A 15,336-nucleotide genomic window follows, 5' to 3' on the forward strand; every position below is an offset into this window, starting at 1 on the left:
GGCGACCGGCCTCAGCGGCGGCGCGACCGGGACGACCGGCGGTCCTCGCGCGCCGGCGGCTCCGCGGGCGCCCGCGCCCCCTCGTCCGGGCGCACCCGCAGCCCCTCGACCACGCGCACGATGGTCCGCTCGACCTCGGCGCCGGCCTTGCGCGGGTCGGACGAGCCGGCGATCGTGCTGGCGCCCGCCGACAGCGCGCCGAACAGCAGCCGCGACATCGTCTCGACCGGCAGCTGCGCCAGCTCGCCGGACTCGACCAGCACCTCGATCGTGGAGCGCAGCAGCCCGTAGCTGAAGTGCTCCTCGGCCTCCCGCCAGCGCTCCCAGCCCATCACGACCGGCGCCTCGTGGATGACGATGCGCTGGTAGGGCGCCTCCAGGCACACCCGGACGTAGGCGCGCAGGCCGGCGATGGCGGTGTCCCACGGGTCGCCGGGGGCGCTGACGATCTCGGTGAGCGTGCGCATGAACGCGTTCTCGACCGAGTCGAACGCGGCCTCGAACAACGCCTGCTTGCCGCTGAAGTGGTGGTACAGCGCGCCTTTGGTGAGCCGCGCCCGCTTGGCGACCTCGTCGAGCGAGGTGCCCGCGTACCCCCGTTTGGTGAACAGCTCCACCGCGCTGTCGACGAGGGCCTGCCTCGTGGACTCGGAGTACTCCAACCGCCTCGACCGCACTGTCACCACGTTCACAACCGTACGACATACCGACGGTACGTACCCGTGGTATGTTCGCCTCATCGGCCATACCGCCGGTATGTGGGAGACCAGGGGTATGACGCCGGTCACCACGACGAGGGAGGCGTGATCATGAGTTGGACCGACTTCTACCGACGGCGTGACGCCCTGGACGCCGTGCTCGCCACCGCGGCGGCCGATCCCGCGGCACCGCCGACCTTCGACCGGGACGTGTTCGCCACCGAGGACGAACTGCTCCTGGCCCTGCACTACCGCTGGATGCAGCAGCTCACCGGCCGCCTGGGCGTGGCCCTGGGTTCCGACGACGACGACGACCGCGTGGAGATCGTCACCCGGACGTGGCGCGCGCTGGCCGCCGAGCAGCCGGTGCTGCGCGCCGTGCTCGACGAGCGCCCCACCCCCGCCGAGGCCGTGGAGCGGGAGCAGCGGATGCTGGCCCTGACCGCCGGGCTCGCCGACCTGTCCGAGCCCGCCGAGGAGATCACGCGCGTCGGCCGGGCGTTCACCCGGCTGGTCCGCGGCGCCCCGACGGGCGCGTTCGTGCCCGGTCGGCACCGCCGGCTCGCCAAGAGCGCCTGAACACCGGTAGGAAATGCGCATGGCGAAGTGGACGGAAGCCGACATCCCCGACCAGCACGGGCGCACCGTGCTGGTCACCGGGGCGAACTCGGGCCTCGGCCTGCGCACCGCCGAGGTGCTGGGCGCGAAGGGCGCCCGCGTGCTGCTCGCCTGCCGCTCGCCCGAACGCGGGCGACGCGCGCTGGAACGCGTGCTCGCGTCCGGCGCCGAGGCCGAACTGGTCCCGCTGGACCTGGCCGACCTGGCCTCGGTCCGCGCCGCCGCCGCGCTGGTCCGCGAGCGCACCGGTGACGCACTGGACGTGCTGGTCAACAACGCCGGCGTGATGGCCGTGCCGCTGGGCCGCACCGCCGACGGCTTCGAGCGCCAGTTCGGCACCAACCACCTCGGTCACGCCGCGCTGACGTGGCTGCTGATGCCCGCCCTGCGCACCCGGCCGGGCGCGCGGGTCGTCACCGTGTCGAGCCTGGCGCACGCCATGGGGACCGTCGACCTGGCGGACCCGGACTACGAGGTCCGCCCGTACACCGCGTGGGGCGCCTACGGGCAGTCCAAGCTGGCGAACCTGCTGTTCGCCCGGGAACTCGACCGGCGCACCCGCACCGCCGGCGTGGACGTGACGTCCGTCGCCGCGCACCCCGGCATCACCGCCACCGAGCTGAGCGCCAACATGGCCCGCGCGCAGCGCAACCGGTTCGTCGACGTCGGTGCCAAGATCAGCGACTTCTTCGCCCAGCCGGTCGCGAAGGGGGCGTTGCCGCAGCTCTACGCGGCCACGTCGCCGGACGTCGAGCGGGGCGGCTACTACGGTCCGGACGGGTTCCGCGGCATGCGCGGCCACCCCACCCGCGTCGGGTCCACCGCGGCGGCCCGCGACGACCTCGCGGCCGGCCGGCTGTGGGCCCTGACGGCCGAGCTCACGGGCGTCGCGCCCGACCCCTCGTGACGTAAAGTCGGTGACGTGACCGTCGTACCTGAAGGTCGGAAGCTGCTGCGGCTCGAAGTCCGCAACAGCCAAACGCCCATCGAGAAGAAGCCCTCGTGGATCAAGACCAAGGCGAAGATGGGCCCCGAGTACCGGGAGCTCAAGGGCCTGGTCAAACGCGAGGGCCTGCACACGGTGTGCGAGGAAGCCGGTTGTCCCAACATCTACGAGTGCTGGGAAGACCGTGAAGCCACCTTCCTGATCGGTGGCGAGCAGTGCACCCGACGCTGCGACTTCTGCCAGATCGACACGGGCAAGCCCGCCGACCTGGACCGCGACGAGCCCCGGCGCGTGGCCGAGTCCGTGCAGGCCATGGGGCTGCGCTACTCGACCGTGACCGGTGTGGCCCGTGACGACCTGGCGGACGGCGGCGCGTGGCTGTACGCGGAGACCGTGCGGCAGATCCACGCGCTGAACCCGGGCACGGGCGTCGAGCTGCTGATCCCGGACTTCAACGCGGTGCCGGAGCAGTTGGCGGAGGTCTTCTCCTCGCGGCCCGAGGTGCTCGCGCACAACCTGGAGACCGTGCCCCGGATCTTCAAGCGCATCCGGCCGGCGTTCCGCTACGAGCGGTCGCTGGAGGTCATCACGGCCGCCCGCGAGGCGGGCCTGGTCACCAAGTCCAACCTGATCCTGGGCATGGGCGAGACGCCCGACGAGGTCACCGAGGCGCTGTCCGACCTGCACGACGCGGGCTGCGAGATCATCACGATCACGCAGTACCTGCGGCCCTCGCCGCGCCACCACCCGGTGGAGCGGTGGGTGAAGCCGGAGGAGTTCGTCGTGCACAAGGAGACCGCCGAGTCGATCGGCTTCTCCGGCGTCATGGCCGGTCCGCTGGTCCGCTCGTCCTACCGCGCGGGCCGGCTGTACGCGCAGGCCGTGCAGAAGCGCGGCGACGTGCTGCCGGACAACCTGCGCCACCTGCTCGACGCCGGCGGCGCGGCGCAGGAGATCACCTCGCTGCTGTCGTCCCGCCCGTAGGGCCGTCGACCACCACGCCGTCCAGCGCCCGGACGTACTCCGCCCCGAACGCGCTGGACGGCGTGTGCGCGCCCGGGGTCACGTCGGAGACGCGCCGGGCGGCCTCGACGACCGAGTCGGCGGTGAGGTCGTAGGCGTTGGGGCCGGTGAGCGCCACGCGGACCCGGTTGCCGTCGTCGTCCCAGGCCTCGCCGAACACCTCGCTGCGCGTGCGCGCCCGCTTCGCCGCGTCCGGTCCGCCGACGCGCTTCGCGAGCGCCGTCCCGAGCTTCCGCGCCGCGCTCGTCCGCAGCAGCGGCGCGGTGAGCGGCTGGAGCTTGCCGAGCAGGCTGGGCACCGTCGTGAACGTGGTGACGTTCGGGATGCCCGTCGAGCGGTAGGCGGTGCTCACGTCGCCCCACGGGATGGCGCCGACCTCCCGGTCCCGGTCCCGGAAGTGGGCCGTGCGCCGGCGGTGGCCGAGCGGCACTCCCCGGATCACCCCGCCCACCCGCGCCCGACCGCCGACCCCCGAGCCCTCGACGGCGGTCAGCGCCGTGCCCGAGCTGGCCCCGCCCTGGACGACGAACGCGAGGTCGAGGTGCGTGGCGGACGGCAGGGCCCGCTTGAGCATCGCCGCGGCGCAGTCGGTCGGCACGACGTCGAAACCGACGCCGGGCAGCAGCACCACCCCGGCTGCCACGGCGTCGTCGTGCCTCCGGGCGACGGCCTCGAAGACGTCGATCTCACCGGTGATGTCGAGGTAGTGGGTGCCGGTCGCCAGGCACGCGTCGACCATCGGCCCGGACGTGGCCGAGAACGGCCCGGCGCAGTGCGCGACGACGTCGATGCCCTCCAGTCCTTCCGCGGCCCTGCCGAGGGGGAAGACCCGGTGGTCGAGCCCGAGTCGCTCGGCGACGGGCCGGACCTTCTCCGCGGACCGCCCGGCGAGCACCGGCCGTTCACCGCGCGCCACCGCGAGTTCCGCCACCAACGCCCCGGTGAAGCCGCTGACCCCGTACACCATCCACGTCACAGGGCGGACCCTACCAACGGGTAGCCAGGTTCGCCGCCGACGCGCCACGGCCGCGCCCGCGAGGAGCAGCACGCCCACCGCCGTGACGGGTGCGGCCCACGGCAGGAGACGGAATCCCGGACGGACCGCTGGTGCGGAGGGGCAGCAGCACGATCAGCAGCCCGGCCGGGAGGAACGCGACACCGACCACCGCGACGACCACCCCGGGCGACATGGCGTCACGTTGCGGGCCGGCGACACCCCGGAACAGGGGGATGTCACATGCGGGGAACGGTGAACGCCCCCTGGTGCGCCGATCGGTCGTCCCGATCGCGCCGGGCGGAAACGCACGACCGCAGGGTGCGCGCGACGAACGTCCCCCCGGCGTTCAGCACGAACAACCCGCCGACCCGGACGCAGGCGCTCTCGTGCCGCCCCATCTCCCCCACCAACCGCCCGACCCGCCCCAGCCCGGCCGCCCCGGCCACCACCCCGCGCACCGCGCACCCGATCCGCTCCACCGCGGCGTCGGCCTCGACCGCCGACCCGGGCCGGCGTGCCCGAGCCACCCGGAACGCCCCCGCGGGCGTGGGCACGGCCCCGGTGATGTCCAGGCCGAACGCGTCGAGCACGTCGACGAGCGCCAGTTCGACACCGCCGACCCCCGCCTCCCCCGCGAGCCGGATGGTGACGGGCAACAGCACCCGTCCGCTCACCGGACCACCCCTGCGGTCGCGCCGACCTCGACGAGGAGGACGCAGGACCCGCCCGCGTCCTCCTCGCGGCTGCCCACGTCCCACAACTCCAGGAGGCTGACGACGGCACGCCGGATGTCTTCGCCTTCGTCGCGGGGGAACCCGGCGGGCAGCGTGGCGCGAATCTCGAACGAGCACATGGCCGGACAGCATCACGGGGTGATCGCGACCCCGTAAGCCCCGGATAGTGGGACATCGGCGCCCGCCATCCCCACCGGGGCACGGACGATCACCGGTCGCGGCACGTGGGGAAGCCGACACCACGTCCCGCACGTGGCCACCGGGGATGGCCGACCCGACCCACGACACCCGAACAGGCGATACGACGCGGCGGACGGGTCGACTCGGGGACCGGTCGTCTCACGACCGGGGCGTGCGCAGTCGGAACAGTGAGACGTCGACGCCCGTGCTGGTCAGGCTGCTGGAGAACGCCTTGCCGTCCGACGCGCCGAACGCCGGCGCGGTCACGTGGTCGTCGGGGAGGAAGGCGCCCTCGACCTCCGCCCGTGCGCTGCCGCACGGCTCGCTGTCGCGGGTGCCCGGGGCGGTGTCACACGACGACCCGGGCTCGGGGGCGTCCCCGCACCGGTGCGGTGGGCGCGGCAGGATTCGAACCTGCGACCGCTCGGGTGTAAACCGAGTGCTCTTCCGCTGAGCTACGCGCCCCTCCCGGGCACCCTGGGGTGCCCGAAGGAGTGAAGATTCAGGACAGGGCCGCCACGGCCTTCTTCCACGCCTCCTGGTCGCGGGGTTCACCCGGACCGTTGACCTCGGCGTAGCGGACCACCCCGGCCACGTCCACCAGGAACGTGCCGCGCACCGCCATGCCCGACTTCTCGTCGAACACGCCGTACGCCCGGGCGACCTCCCCGTGCGGCCAGAAGTCCGACAGCAGCGGGAAGCCGTAGCCCTGCTCCGCCGACCACGCCTTCAGGCTGAACGGTGTGTCCACCGACACACCCAGCACCTGGACGTCCCCCGCCTCGTACGCGGCCAGCTCGTCCCGCACCCGGCACAGCTCGCCGGTGCAGATGCCGCTGAACGCGAACGGGTAGAAGACCAGCAGGACGTGCTTCGACCCGCGGAACGACGAGAGCGCCACCCGCTGCCTGTTCTGGTCGTGCAGCGTGAAATCGGGCGCGACGGCCCCCACTTCCACCACGTCAGCGTCCTCTCCGAGCGCACAGCCCGAGCACGGGCCCCCCGAACGCGCGGGAGCCCGTCCACGAGCCTAGGACATCCCGGCTCAGCGCTTGGCCTTGACCGACTTCGGCGACACGAGGCGGGTCGCCGACCAGTCCCCGCTGAGGTTGATGTTGGAGGTCTGCGCGAGGCCGGCGGTGGACGCGGCCTCGGCGATGTCACTGGGCTCGACGTGCCCGGACCTGCCGGTCTTGGGCGTGAGCACCCAGATCAGACCCTCGTCCGCCAACGGCGTCGTCGCGTTGATCAGGGCGTCCGCCAGGTCGCCGTCGTCCTCGCGCCACCACAGCAGGACCACGTCCACGACCTCGTCGGCATCCTCGTCGAGCAGATCACTCCCGACCCGCTCTTCGACCGCCGCACGGAGGTCGTCGTCGACGTCCTCGTCCCAGCCGATCTCCTGGACAACGGTGCCCGGTTCGATCCCGAGCCTGTCGGCGACACCGATCTTGCCGGCGTCTTCCGCGGCGACCACGGCTTCCACTCCTCCAAGTACACAACAGCGGCAGTCGGGGTACGACTGCCGCGCGGATGTCACTACCAGTCGCGGACAGCGAACACTGTCAGCCCTGCCACGCGCAACCGTAAGGGCGAAGACACGCCGCATCGGGTACCCCCGAGTGCGGGCCCCCAACACCATGAGGCACGCTCTACATACCTCCTATTCGCGCGCGCGAGGGACACGATCCAGAACTACTCACCGGTAGCGGTGTCGGGACCGAGTCCACCGGGTGACGATGGGAGCCGAGAAGACACCGGAACGAGGAGATCCCTTGGCCCCGCACAACCCCCCCGAGCGGGTACGCGTCATCCGTGACGGCCTGGCCGCGCACCTCCCGGACATCGATCCGGAGGAGACCGCGGAGTGGCTGGAGTCGTTCGACGCCGCGCTCAAGGGCGGCGGGCAGCAGCGCGCCCGCTACCTGATGCTGCGCCTGCTCGAACGGGCCAGGGAGAGCCACGTCGGCGTCCCGTCGCTGACCAGCACGGACTACGTCAACACCATCCCCACCGAGCGGGAGCCGTGGTTCCCCGGCGACGAGGAGGTGGAGCGCCGGTACCGCGCGTGGATCCGGTGGAACGCCGCCATGACCGTGCACCGCGCGCAGCGCCCCGGCGTGGGCGTCGGCGGGCACATCTCGACCTACGCGTCGTCCGCGAGCCTCTACGAGGTCGGTTTCAACCACTTCTTCCGGGGCAAGGACCACCCGGGCGGTGGCGACCACGTGTTCATCCAGGGCCACGCCTCCCCCGGCGTCTACGCCCGCGCGTTCCTGGAGGGGAGGCTCTCCGAGAACCAGCTGGACGGCTTCCGCCAGGAGTACTCGCACGCGGGTCCCGGCGGGGGCATCCCGTCGTACCCGCACCCGCGGCTGATGCCGGACTTCTGGGAGTTCCCGACCGTGTCCATGGGCCTCGGCCCGATGAACGCGATCTACCAGGCCCGGTTCAACCGCTACCTGCGCGACCGCGGCATCAAGGACACGTCCGACCAGCACGTCTGGGCGTTCCTCGGCGACGGCGAGATGGACGAGCCGGAGTCGCGCGGCCTGCTCCAGGTCGCCGCGAACGAGCAGCTCGACAACCTCACGTTCGTGGTGAACTGCAACCTCCAGCGCCTCGACGGCCCCGTCCGGGGCAACGGCAAGATCATCCAGGAGCTGGAGGCGTTCTTCCGCGGCGCGGGCTGGAACGTCATCAAGGTGATCTGGGGCCGCGAGTGGGACTCGCTGCTGCACGCCGACCGCGACGGCGCCCTGGTCAACCTGATGAACACCACGCCGGACGGCGACTACCAGACGTACAAGGCCAACGACGGCGCGTACGTCCGGGAGCACTTCTTCGGGCGCGACCCGCGCACGAAGGACCTGGTCACGCCGATGTCCGACGACGAGGTGTGGAACCTCAAGCGCGGCGGCCACGACTACCGCAAGGTCTACGCGGCCTACAAGGCGGCGGTCGAGCACCACGGCCAGCCGACGGTCATCCTCGCCAAGACCATCAAGGGCTACGGCCTGGGCCCGCACTTCGCGGCGCGCAACGCCACGCACCAGATGAAGAAGATGACCCACGAGGACCTCAAGAACTTCCGGGACAGCCTGCGCATCCCGATCGAGGACAAGGACCTCGACCCGTACCTGCCGCCGTACTACCACCCCGGCGAGGACTCCCCGGAGATCAAGTACCTGCTGGAGCGGCGCAGGCAGCTGGGCGGGTTCGTACCGGAGCGGCGCACCGAGTCCAAGGCGCTGGTGCTGCCGGGCGACAAGGTCTACGACGTGATCCGCAGGGGTTCGGGCAAGCAGGAGGTCGCCACCACCATGGCGTTCGTCCGGCTGGTCCGCGACCTGGCCAAGGACCCGGAGATCGGCGGCCGGATCGTGCCGATCATCCCGGACGAGGCGCGCACGTTCGGCATGGACTCGATGTTCCCGGCGCAGAAGATCTACAACCCGAACGGGCAGATGTACACCTCCGTGGACGCCCAGCTGATGCTGGCGTACAAGGAGTCGGAGCAGGGCCAGATCCTGCACGAGGGCATCAACGAGGCGGGTTCGACCGCGTCGTTCACCGCGGCCGGCACGTCGTACGCGACGCACGGCGAGCCGATGATCCCGATCTACATCTTCTACTCGATGTTCGGGTTCCAGCGGACCGGTGACGGCCTGTGGGCGGCGGCCGACCAGATGGCGCGCGGCTTCGTGCTGGGCGCCACGGCGGGCCGCACGACGCTGACCGGCGAGGGCCTCCAGCACGCGGACGGCCACTCGCTGCTGCTCGCGCACACCAACCCGGCCGTGGTGGCGTACGACCCGGCGTGGTCGTTCGAGGTGGCGCACATCGTCCGGGACGGCCTGCGGCGGATGTACGGCGAGGACGCCGAGAACGTCTTCTACTACATGACCGTCTACAACGAGCCGTACCAGCAGCCGGTCGAGCCGGCGGACCTGGACGTGGAGGGCCTGCTCCGGGGCCTCTACCGGTACAAGGTCGCCGAGGGCGAGGGCGGCCCGCGGGCGCAGCTGCTGTCCTCCGGCGTGGCCGGGCCGTGGGCGGTGCGGGCGCAGCGGATGCTCGCCGAGGAGTGGGGCGTGCGGGCCGACGTGTGGTCGGCGACGTCGTACTCGGAGCTGCGCCGCGAGGCGGTCGAGGCGGACCGGCAGAACCTGCTGCACCCCGACCGGCAGCCGCGCGTGCCGTACGTGACGCAGGTGCTGTCCGACGTCGAGGGCCCCGTGATCGCGGTGTCGGACTGGATGACGGCCGTGCCGGACCTGATCCGGCCGTACGTGCCGACCGACATGACGACGCTGGGCACCGACGGGTTCGGCTTCTCCGACACCCGCCCGGCGGCGCGGCGGCACTTCCTGGTCGACGCCGAGTCGATCGTGGTGGCCACCCTGGCCGCGTTGGCGAAGCGCGGCGAGGTGGAGCGGGACGTGGTCGTGGAGGCGGCGCGCAAGTACCGCATCGACGACGTCGGCGCGGCGGGCCCGTCCACCTCGGACGCCGGCCCGGCCTGATCGGCAGGACATCCGAGGGGCGGTCCCGGTTCGCCGGGGCCGCCCCTCGGCGCATTCCCGCCCGACTGTCCGCACTAATGCGGCCGACCAGCGGAAACACCGCGAACCTCCCGCGATCGATGTGATCCACCCCATAGGATGGGACGGTCCACCGGCATCCGACGAGGGGTCTGATGGGGACGCCGACGCACCCCCTGCACCGCACGGTGCTGGCCGTCGACGTGTCCTCCTTCGGGCGGCGCGCGGTCAACGGCCAGGGCGAGACCAGGCGCGGCCTCTACGCCGCCCTCGTCGGCGCCTTCGACGTGTGCGGCCTGGACTTCGCCGCGACGCACCACGAGGACCGCGGCGACGGCGTGCTGGTGCTGATCCCCCCGGACGTGGCCAAGAGCCGGCTGGTCCGGCTCCTCCCGGAGGCGTTGGCGGGCGAGCTGCGCCGGCACAACGCGACGCACCACGAGAGCGCCTCGATCCGGCTGCGCGTCGCGATCACCGCGGGCGAGGTGCAGCACGACGCGCACGGCGTGGTCGGCGACGACGTGAACCTCGCGTTCCGGCTGCTGGACTCCCAACCGCTGCGCCGGGCACTGGAGCGCACCGACGACGTGCTGGTCCTGATCGTGTCGCGCCGCTTCCACGAGGACGTGGTGCGCGACGACCCGGCGGTGCCGGCGGGCGCGTTCCAGCGGGTCGAGGTCGGCGTGAAGGAGGTCCGCGACCACGCCTGGCTGCGGGCGACCGGTCCGGTGGCCGCGCCGGGGCCCCGGCACCGCTCCCGGCACCGCCGCACGCGGTCCGGACCGCGCTCGACCGCCCTGGGGCTGGTCGCGGTGCTGCTGGGGATCGCCGTCACGGACGCCTCCGCCGCGGACCCGCCCGCCGTGCCGCCGTGCCCGGCGCCGGTGCAGCTGGTCGTGCTGACCTCGCGGGACAAGGAACCGGTGGTCACGCGCACCGCCGTGGAGTTCGAGGAGGAGTCGCGCGGGTTCACCGAGCGCGGCTGCAAGGGCGCGAGCGTGCAGGTCACGACCGGCTCGTCGGCGCACGGCGCGGCGGCGGCGCTGGGCGGCGGGTGGGAGGGCGCGCAGGACCTCACCGAGCAGGGCGCGCAGCCCCACGTGTGGCTGCCGGACTCGTCGTTCGAGGTGGAGCGGGTGCGGACCGCCCTGGACCGCGACCCGCACGTCCACGTGCGGCTGGACCCGCGGCCGTCGATCGCCCGCTCGCCCGTGGTGGTGGGCGCCTCCCCCGAACTGGCCGAGCGGATCGGCGAGGTCGACGGGGACGTGCGGTGGTCGGCCGTCGACCGGTTCGCGACGCCGGACGTGTCGGAGGGCGCGGGTGTGGCGGTGGTCGCGGCGCTCGTGGACGGGCAGCGCGGCGGCGTCCACCCCGTCGCGCCCGGTGCGGCGCTGGCGCTGCGCGACCTGGTCCGGCGCGGCACGACGACCGCGCCGCCGTGCACGGGCGACGTGGCCCTGGTGGCGCCGGAGCAGGAGGTGGCGACCACGCGCGGCTGCCGGCTGCTCTACCCGACCGGCGGGCTGGTGGTGCTCGACCACCCGTTCGTCGCGGTGGAGTGGACGGCGCTGCCGGAGAACCCCCGCAGGCGGCGGGTGGTGGACCTGTTCGAGGCCCACCTGCGCGACGGCGGGTCGCAGGGCGCGATCCGGCGCGAGGGGTTCCGCGACATGAACGGCGCGCCGGGGCTGGTGGGCGAGCCGCGGACCGGGCCGCCGTCGGAGGTGGTCGGGGTGGACGACGGGGAGGCCCTGCGGCGGGCCTGGGAGGCGGCGGTGGCGCCGGGGGTGGTGGCGGTGGTCTCGGACGGCTCGCCGGACGCGGTGGCGTTCACCGCCTCGCTGGAGGGCCTGCTCGGCCCCCGGGACCGGGTGGTGGCGGTCGCGCCCGGACCGGGTTCCCTGGAGGAGGCGGTGCGGCGGGACGCGGACGCGGTGGTGCTGCTGGCGTCCTCCCCGGTGCCGCAGCAGGCGCCGGGGACCAGCGCGCCGGTCCGGGTCGTCGCCGTCGGCTTCGGCGACGGGTCCTGCGCGGTCTCCACGGCCCTCTACGCGGCCGTGAAGGCGCACGACGGCGAGTGCGCCGAGGTGGACGCCGGGTCGGGCCCGCAGGGCGCCCTGGAGACCGTCGCGCGGGGGATCTGGGGGCAGGGGAGGTGATCCGCCTGCTCGCGGCCCTGGTGCTGCTCCTGACGGCCTGCACGGGCGCCTCCGGCGAACCGCCCGGCACCACGGGGGCGATCACGTTCGTCGACGGCCTGGACACCTCGGCCGGCGGGCAGGTCGCCCGGCTCGTGGCGCGGTGGAACGACGCGCACCCGCTGGAGCCGGTGACGTTCAGGGAGATGGCGCAGTCCACCGACGTGCACCGGGCCCAGCTCATGGCGCGGTCCCAGGACCTGGCGGGCGCGGACGACCCGCGCTACGACGGCCAGTGCTACGACGTGATGAACCTGGACTCGGTGTGGACCGCGGCGTTCGCCGGGTCCGGCTACCTCGAACCGCTGCCGGCCGACGCGTTCGACGCCGACCTGATGCTGCCGCAGGCGGTGGAGAGCGCCCGGCGCGACGAGAACTCGCTGTGGGCGGTGCCGTGGCGGGTCGACGCGGGGCTCCTGTACTACCGGAAGGACGTGCTGGAGCAGGAGGGCGAGGCGCCGCCGCGCACGTGGGCCGAGCTGGAGCGGCTGGCGTCGGAGCTGGGGCCGGCGCACGGCCTGGCGGGCTACGTGGGCCAGTTCGCCGAGTACGAGGGCGTGACGGTCAACGCGCTGGAGGCCGTCTGGGCGCACGGGGGCGATCCGCTGCGGCCGGACGGTCCCGGCGCGAAGCAGGGCGTCGACGTCCTGGCGCGCGGCTTCGCGGAGGGGTGGATACCGCGCGAGGCCCTGGACTTCCGGGAGGAGGAGAGCCGCGTCGCGTTCCAGTCCGGCAGGGCGCTGTTCATGCGCAACTGGCCCTACGTGCAGCCCAGGCTGGCCGGACCGGACTCGGACGTGGCCGACCGGTGGGGCGTCACGCGGCTGCCGGGGCCCAGTGCGCTCGGCGGCTGGAACCTGGCGGTGTCGCGCTGCTCGGCGAACCAGGAGACCGCGCGGGCGTTCATCCGTTTCCTCACCGGCGCGGACACCCAGCGGGCGCTGTTCGACGCCGCCGGGTGGGCGCCCAGCCTGGAGGCGCTGTACCGGGACGAGGTCCCGGCCCTGCTCGCCGAGGCGGTGCGGGCCGCGAGGAGCCGCCCCACCTCGGCGCACTACGACGAGCTGACCAGCGTCATGCGCCAGCGCTTCCGGTTGGCGCTGCAGAACCCGAAGGCGGTGGACAGCCTGCTCGACGGGCTCGCCGACGAGGTCCGCCGGGTGGGGGGTGGCCGCTAGGCGGTCTCCACGGCACGGGCCGCGGTGCGCTGGGCGGCGCGCTTCCAGTCGAGCCAGCCGCGGACGACGAGGACGGCGAAGATCGTGTAGACGAAGGCGCTGAAGTACAGGCCCGAGCCGAGCTGGAGCGGCACGCCGATCGCGTCCACCACGAGCCAGACCAGCCAGAACTCGACCAGGCCGAGGCCCTGGAGGCTGAAGGCGAGCACGGTGCCGACGAAGATCGCGGCGTCCGGCCACGGCGCCCAGCTCGCGTCCAGGGCGTCGAGGACCAGCGCGAACGCGGTCGTGCCGACGACGAACGCGACGGCCACGGCGATCCGCTCGCGGGTCGTGCCCTCGTGCACGACGACGCCGAACACGGGGTCGCGGCGGCGGCTCCACGCCCACCAGCCGTAGAGGGTGATCAGCCCGATGACGACCTGCCGCGCGGCCGTGCCGCCGAGGTGGGCGGACAGGTAGACCACGAACAGCAGGGAGACCGAGACCAGTTGCACGGGCCAGGTCCAGATGGTGCGGCGCTGGGCCAGGTAGACCACGACCAGGGCGAACACCTGGCCGGCGAACTCGGCCCAGGAGACCTTCTGGCCGAACAGCGTGAAGCCCTGCTCCAACAAGACGTGCACCGCGTCCTCCATCCCCGGACAGGCTCCTCCGGGGCGACGGCGCGTGGGCACGCCGACGGCACGCGCGCCTCCCATCCGGACTCTCACCGTCGGCCCCGGAGTTCCACCGGGTCAACCGCCCCGGTGGGCGGGTCGCGGGCTGTCACCGCCGGTTCGGACTTCCACCGACCCCGGAGCGCATGTCTCTTCACCCGCGTGAACAACGGCGCGCGCCACCTTGTTCCCCCGGCGGGCGGCACCGCACGATCGGAGACGTCACCCGGACTTCGGCCGCCGTACACCGGCGGCCGATAGCGTGCGCGAATGCGAATCCTGCTCACGGTCGTCCTGGTGCCGGTGCTGGTCACCGCCGCGCCGGGCCCCGCCGCCGCATCCGGGACTCCCCCCGTCGTCGTGCCGGTCGCCCAGACCCGGGCGTTCGTCGACGACCCGTCCGGGACGCCCGCGAACGCCGACGCCGACGACCCCGCCGTCTGGGCGCACCCGCGCTCGCCCCTCCGGAGCGTCGTGCTCGGCACCCTCAAGGAGGGCGGGCTGGCCGCGTTCGACCTGACGGGCCGCACGCTGGGCACCTACCCCGCGCCGGCCGCGCCGTCGCCGGGCGCCGCGCCCGGTCGGTTCAACAACGTCGACGTGCTCGGCGGCGCGCGGGTCGGCGGCCGGGAGCGGTCGCTGGCGTTCGTCAGCGACCGGGGCCGCGACCGGGTGCGGGTCTACGAGGTGGACCCGCGCGGCGCGGCGGCGGGCGCGGGCGCGGTCCGGGACGTGACCGACCCGGCGGCGCGGCCGGTGTTCTCCGCGACCGAGGCCGAGGTGGACGGGCAGCGCACCGCCTACGGCCTGGCCGCCGGGTCGGTCGGCGGCACGCCGGTCGTCGTGGTCAGCCGGCGGAGCACGACCCGGCTGGCGCTGCTGCGGGTGGTCCCGGCGGGCGGCGCCCGGGTGGGCACGTCCGTCGCGTCCACCGTGGACCTGCCGTCGTCGTTCCCGCTGCCCGACGGCACCACGTGGACGCCGTGCGGCGACCCCGGCGAGGGTCCGCAACTGGAGGGCATGGTCGTCGACTCGCGGCACGGCGTGCTGTACGCGGCGCAGGAGGACGTGGGCATCTGGCGCATCGCGCTGGGCGCGTCGGGCTTCGGCACGCCGGTGCTGGTCGACCGGGTCCGCTCGTTCGGCGTGCCGCGGACCTACGACCCGGGGACCGACGAGTGCGTCGCCTCCGGCCCGGACCCCGGCTTCGGCGGGCGGCACCTGGAGGCCGACGCGGAGGGCCTGACCGTGGCCGACGGCTACCTGGTCGCCTCCAGCCAGGGCGACTCGCGGTTCGTGGCCTACGAGCGGACCGGGCGCAACCGGTACGCCGGCGAGTTCGTCGTCGGGCGCGGCCGGGGCGTCGACTCGGTGGAGCACTCCGACGGGGCGCACGTGGTGACCGGGAACCTCGGGCCGCGCTACCCCGAGGGGCTGCTCGTCGTGCACGACGGGGAGCGCACGCCCGCCGCCGGCGACCTGCCGACCACCGGGTTCGCCTACGTCAGCTGGGCCGACGTGCTGGACGAGCTGGGCTGACCAGGGGTGCGGGACCCAG

General features: G+C 73.6%; 14 protein-coding genes, 1 tRNA gene and 1 riboswitch. Of the genes, 7 read left to right on the forward strand and 8 right to left on the reverse strand.

Features of this window, described 5'->3' with window-relative positions:
• Positions 1-11 precede the first annotated feature (11 nt).
• Positions 12-677, reverse strand: coding sequence for a TetR/AcrR family transcriptional regulator (locus CKY47_RS18075; protein ID WP_306747223.1), 666 nt, complete (start codon positions 675-677; stop codon positions 12-14).
• A gap of 132 nt (positions 678-809) precedes the next feature.
• Between CKY47_RS18075 and CKY47_RS18080 the strand changes: the two genes are divergently transcribed.
• The 3 genes from CKY47_RS18080 to lipA are packed head-to-tail and all read left to right on the forward strand — an operon-like array spanning position 810 to position 3,246.
• Positions 810-1,277 (forward strand): hypothetical protein, encoded by a 468-nt coding sequence (locus tag CKY47_RS18080; RefSeq protein WP_306747020.1) that lies wholly within the window; start codon positions 810-812, stop codon positions 1,275-1,277.
• A 19-nt stretch (positions 1,278-1,296) separates the two neighbouring features.
• On the forward strand, positions 1,297-2,223 hold the full coding sequence (locus tag CKY47_RS18085; RefSeq protein WP_306747021.1) for an oxidoreductase: 927 nt from the start codon (positions 1,297-1,299) through the stop codon (positions 2,221-2,223).
• 15 nt (positions 2,224-2,238) lie between these two features.
• The gene (gene lipA, locus CKY47_RS18090; RefSeq protein WP_306747022.1) at positions 2,239-3,246 is read left to right on the forward strand and encodes a lipoyl synthase; all 1,008 of its coding nucleotides are present in this window, start codon (positions 2,239-2,241) and stop codon (positions 3,244-3,246) included.
• On the opposite strand, the gene CKY47_RS18095 is transcribed toward lipA, so the two are convergent.
• From CKY47_RS18095 to CKY47_RS18120, 6 genes are all read right to left on the reverse strand, one after another.
• On the reverse strand, positions 3,218-4,252 hold the full coding sequence (locus tag CKY47_RS18095) for a saccharopine dehydrogenase family protein (RefSeq protein WP_306747224.1): 1,035 nt from the start codon (positions 4,250-4,252) through the stop codon (positions 3,218-3,220). The genes lipA and CKY47_RS18095 overlap by 29 nt on opposite strands.
• Positions 4,253-4,518: 266 nt before the next feature.
• On the reverse strand, positions 4,519-4,956 hold the full coding sequence (locus CKY47_RS18100; RefSeq protein ID WP_306747023.1) for a hypothetical protein: 438 nt from the start codon (positions 4,954-4,956) through the stop codon (positions 4,519-4,521).
• A complete protein-coding gene (locus tag CKY47_RS18105) occupies positions 4,953-5,135 on the reverse strand; it encodes a hypothetical protein (protein WP_306747024.1) in 183 nt (60 codons plus the stop codon). Before CKY47_RS18105 ends, CKY47_RS18100 begins: the two co-directional genes overlap by 4 nt.
• A 454-nt stretch (positions 5,136-5,589) precedes the next feature.
• Positions 5,590-5,661: transfer RNA gene (locus tag CKY47_RS18110), tRNA-Val, on the reverse strand.
• A 37-nt stretch (positions 5,662-5,698) separates the two neighbouring features.
• The gene (locus CKY47_RS18115; protein WP_306747025.1) at positions 5,699-6,157 is read right to left on the reverse strand and encodes a peroxiredoxin; all 459 of its coding nucleotides are present in this window, start codon (positions 6,155-6,157) and stop codon (positions 5,699-5,701) included.
• Positions 6,158-6,241: 84 nt separating this feature from the next.
• Entirely contained in the window at positions 6,242-6,673 is a 432-nt protein-coding gene (locus CKY47_RS18120) for a DUF3052 domain-containing protein (protein WP_306747026.1), read from the reverse strand.
• Between the two features lie 262 nt (positions 6,674-6,935).
• On the opposite strand from CKY47_RS18120, the gene aceE reads away from it, so the two are divergent.
• The 3 genes from aceE to CKY47_RS18135 all read left to right on the forward strand — a co-directional run bounded on the left by aceE (position 6,936) and on the right by CKY47_RS18135 (position 13,119).
• Positions 6,936-9,722, forward strand: a complete 2,787-nt coding sequence (gene aceE / locus CKY47_RS18125) for a pyruvate dehydrogenase (acetyl-transferring), homodimeric type (RefSeq protein WP_306747027.1) — start codon at positions 6,936-6,938, stop codon at positions 9,720-9,722.
• 173 nt (positions 9,723-9,895) lie between these two features.
• Positions 9,896-11,902, forward strand: coding sequence for a nucleotidyl cyclase domain-containing protein (locus CKY47_RS18130; protein WP_306747028.1), 2,007 nt, complete (start codon positions 9,896-9,898; stop codon positions 11,900-11,902).
• Positions 11,899-13,119 (forward strand): extracellular solute-binding protein, encoded by a 1,221-nt coding sequence (locus CKY47_RS18135; RefSeq protein WP_306747029.1) that lies wholly within the window; start codon positions 11,899-11,901, stop codon positions 13,117-13,119. Before CKY47_RS18130 ends, CKY47_RS18135 begins: the two co-directional genes overlap by 4 nt.
• Here the strand turns inward: CKY47_RS18135 and pnuC are convergent.
• Positions 13,116-13,745 carry a nicotinamide riboside transporter PnuC gene (pnuC, locus tag CKY47_RS18140; RefSeq protein WP_306747030.1) on the reverse strand — a complete coding sequence of 210 codons (630 nt, stop codon included), beginning with the start codon at positions 13,743-13,745 and terminating at the stop codon, positions 13,116-13,118. The genes CKY47_RS18135 and pnuC overlap by 4 nt on opposite strands.
• A 59-nt stretch (positions 13,746-13,804) precedes the next feature.
• Positions 13,805-13,927: riboswitch (FMN riboswitch) on the reverse strand.
• A gap of 121 nt (positions 13,928-14,048) precedes the next feature.
• Here pnuC and CKY47_RS18145 point away from each other — a divergent pair.
• Positions 14,049-15,317, forward strand: a complete 1,269-nt coding sequence (locus tag CKY47_RS18145; RefSeq protein WP_306747031.1) for a phytase — start codon at positions 14,049-14,051, stop codon at positions 15,315-15,317.
• Positions 15,318-15,336 lie beyond the last annotated feature (19 nt).

The sequence above is a fragment of the Saccharothrix longispora genome, from assembly GCF_030852425.1.
GTDB classification, from domain to species: Bacteria; Actinomycetota; Actinomycetes; order Mycobacteriales; family Pseudonocardiaceae; genus Actinosynnema; species Actinosynnema longispora.

Excerpts from the sequence above, each read along its gene's own strand:
- CKY47_RS18080 (WP_306747020.1), top strand. The coding sequence starts at position 810 with ATGAGTTGGACCGACTTCTACCGACGGCGTGACGCCCTGGACGCCGTG.
- CKY47_RS18085 (WP_306747021.1), top strand. The coding sequence starts at position 1,297 with ATGGCGAAGTGGACGGAAGCCGACATCCCCGACCAGCACGGGCGCACC.
- CKY47_RS18095 (WP_306747224.1), bottom strand. The coding sequence starts at position 4,252 with ATGGTGTACGGGGTCAGCGGCTTCACCGGGGCGTTGGTGGCGGAACTC.
- CKY47_RS18105 (WP_306747024.1), bottom strand. The coding sequence starts at position 5,135 with ATGTGCTCGTTCGAGATTCGCGCCACGCTGCCCGCCGGGTTCCCCCGC.
- aceE (WP_306747027.1), top strand. The coding sequence starts at position 6,936 with ATGGGAGCCGAGAAGACACCGGAACGAGGAGATCCCTTGGCCCCGCAC.
- CKY47_RS18130 (WP_306747028.1), top strand. The coding sequence starts at position 9,896 with ATGGGGACGCCGACGCACCCCCTGCACCGCACGGTGCTGGCCGTCGAC.
- CKY47_RS18145 (WP_306747031.1), top strand. The coding sequence starts at position 14,049 with ATGCGAATCCTGCTCACGGTCGTCCTGGTGCCGGTGCTGGTCACCGCC.